The organism is Micromonospora sp. NPDC004336 (assembly GCF_053602615.1).
This window is the reverse complement of the sequence record NZ_JBSGDY010000311.1, coordinates 1-3,170: the sequence shown is the minus strand read 5'-3', so window position 1 is coordinate 3,170 and position 3,170 is coordinate 1. Positions and strand designations below refer to the sequence as shown.

The 3,170-nt window shown below is 76.5% G+C and carries 1 protein-coding gene; it reads left to right on the top strand.

Going from position 1 to position 3,170, the window contains the following annotated elements; genetic code table 11:
• On the top strand, positions 1–3,170 hold a 3,170-nt coding region (locus ACWENR_RS30200), incomplete at both ends, for a type I polyketide synthase (RefSeq protein WP_452280343.1).

The following is a 3,170-nucleotide window of genomic DNA, read 5'->3' as shown; positions in this document are numbered from 1 at the left end:
GGCCGTGGCGGCGTACGCCGACCTGACCGCGCTGGCCAGCGCGATGGACGACGGGGCCGACGCACCCGGCGTGCTGGTCGTGCCGTTCCTCGACCCGGCCGCGTCGGCGGACGTGCCGCGCGCCGTCGCCGAGGTGACCCACCGGGCGCTCGCCGTGCTCCAGCAGTTCCTCGCCGACGACCGGTACTCCGCCTCCCGGCTGGTCGTGCTGACCCGGGGCGCGGTCGCCACCGAGCTGGACGCCGACCTGACCGACCTGGCCGGCGCCGCCGTGATCGGCCTGCTCCGCTCCGCCCAGTCGGAGAACCCCGACCGGTTCGTGCTGGTCGACGTCGACGACGTGGCCGGCTGCGCCGCCGCGCTGGTCCCGGCCGTCGCCACCGACGAACCGCAGGTGGTGATCCGCGCGGGCGTCGCCGCCGGCGCCCGGCTCACCCGGGTCCCCGCCGTGGCGGAGCCGCCGGCCGCACCGTTCGACGGGAACGGCACCGTCCTGATCACCGGCGCCACCGGCACCCTCGGCCAGCTCATGAGCCGGCACCTGGTGACCACGTACGGCGTCCGGCACCTCGTCCTCACCAGCCGGCGCGGCCGGGCGGCCGGGGGCGTCGCCGAGCTCTGCGCCGAGCTGGAGGCGCTCGGCGCGACCGTCACCGTCGCCGCCTGCGACGTCGCCGACCGGGCCGCCGTGGCGGACCTGCTGGCCGCCATCCCCGCCGAACACCCGCTCACCGCCGTCGTCCACGCCGCCGGCGTACGCGACGACGGCGTCATCTCCTCGCTCACCCCCGAGCGGATGGACGGCGTGCTGCGGCCCAAGGTCGACGCCGCCTGGCACCTGCACGAGCTGACCGCCGACCTCGACCTGAGGGCGTTCGTCTCGTACTCCTCCCTCGCCGCCACCGCCGGCGGTCCCGGCCAGGGCAACTACGCCGCCGCCAACGCGTTCCTCGACGGGCTGGCCCGGCACCGCCGCGCGCGCGGGCTGGCCGCGCTCACCCTCGCCTGGGGCCTCTGGGCCGACCGCAGCGGCATGACCACCGAGCTGGACGACGTCCACCTCAACCGGATCTCCCGCTCCGGCGTCGCCGCCATGGAGGCCGAGGAGGGGCTCGCCCTCTTCGACGCGGCCTGCCGCACCGGCGACGCCGCGCTCGTGCCGGCCCGGCTGGACCTCGCCGCCATGAAGGCGCAGTTCGCCGGCGGCAGCGTCCCGCCGCTGTACCGGGCGCTGATCCGCACGCCCGCCCGCGCCGCCGCCGCGGCCACCACCGGCGCGTCCCTGGTGCAGCAGCTCGCCGCGCTCGGCGACGCCGACCGGGCCGCCGCGCTCGTCGAGATCGTGCGCGGCCAGGCCGCCGCCGTGCTCGGCTACCCCGACCCGGCCGCCATCGAGCCGCGCAGGGCGTTCAGCGAGTTCGGCTTCGACTCGCTCACCGCCGTCGAGATGCGCAACCGGCTCAACAACGCGTTCGGCATGCGGCTGCCGGCCACCCTCGTCTTCGACTACCCGACCCCGCACGACCTGGCCGCCTACCTGGGTACGGAGATCGCCGGCACCCCCGTGCCCGACCGGCCCGCCGCCACCGTCGTGCCCGTCGGCGACGACGAACCCCTCGCGATCATCGGCATGGCCTGCCGACTGCCCGGCGGGGTGTCGTCGCCCGACGACCTGTGGCGGCTCGTGGCGGACGGCGTCGACGCCATCAGCGACCTGCCGACAGACCGGGGCTGGGACCTCGACAGCCTCTACAGCCCCGACCCGGACGCCCCCGGCACCTTCTACGCCCGGGGCGGCGGCTTCCTCAGCGGCGTCGACAGGTTCGACCCCGGGTTCTTCGGCATCTCGCCCCGCGAGGCCCTGGCGATGGACCCGCAGCAGCGGCTGCTGCTGGAGACCACCTGGGAGTCCTTCGAGTCCGCCGGCATCGATCCGGCGACGGTACGGGGCAGCAGCACCGGCGTCTTCGTCGGCACCAGCGGCCAGGACTACGGCACCCTGCTCGCCTACTCGCCGGAGGCCGCCGAGGGCTACCTGCTGACCGGGATGACCAGCAGCGTCATCTCCGGCCGGGTGGCGTACACGTTCGGGCTGGAGGGGCCGGCGGTGTCGCTCGACACGGCCTGCTCCTCGTCGCTGGTCGCCCTGCACTGGGCCGGCCAGGCGCTGCGGCGCGGCGAGTGCGACATGGCCCTCGCCGGCGGCGTCATGGTGATGGCCACCCCGACGGCCTTCGTCGAGTTCTCCCGGCAGCGGGGCCTCGCCACCGACGGCAGGTGCAAGTCGTTCGCCGCCTCCGCCGACGGCACCGGCTGGTCCGAGGGCGTCGGCATGCTGCTCGTGCAGCGGCTCAGCGACGCTCGCCGGCAGGGCCGCAGGGTGTACGCGGTGGTGCGCGGCTCGGCGATCAACTCCGACGGCGCGTCGAACGGGCTCACCGCCCCGAACGGCCCCGCCCAGCAGCGGGTGATCCGGCAGGCCCTCGCCTCGGCGCGGCTGTCCACGGCCGACGTGGACGTGGTGGAGGCGCACGGCACGGGCACCGTCCTCGGCGACCCGATCGAGGCGCAGGCGCTGCTCGCCACGTACGGGCGGGACCGGCCCGCCGACCGGCCGCTGCTGCTCGGCTCGATCAAGTCGAACATCGGGCACGCCCAGGCCGCCGCCGGTGTGGCGGGTGTGATCAAGATGGTGCAGGCGATGCGGCACGGGGTCGTCCCGGCGACGCTGCACGTGGACGAGCCGTCCCCGCACATCGACTGGGCCTCCGGCGCGGTGGAGCTGGCGACGGAGTCCCGGCCGTGGCCGGCGGTGGACCGGCCGCGCCGGGCGGCGGTGTCGTCGTTCGGCATCTCCGGCACCAACGCCCACGTCATCATCGAGCAGGCCGACGAGCCGATCGACGCCGCGCGCGTGGACCCGCGGCCGGGCCTGGCGGGCTCCGACGTCGTGGTGTGGCCGGTGTCGGCGCGGTCGAGGGCGGCCCTGGCCGGTCAGGCGGCGCGGCTGGCGGCGTACGTGCGCGAGCGCGGCGACGTCGACCCGGCGGCGGTCGGCTGGTCCCTGGCCGCCACCCGGTCGGCGTTCGACCAGCGGGCCGCCGTGGTCGGTGCGACCGTCGAGGGCCTGCTGGCGGGGCTGGACGCCCTGGCGTCGGGCGCGCCGGCCG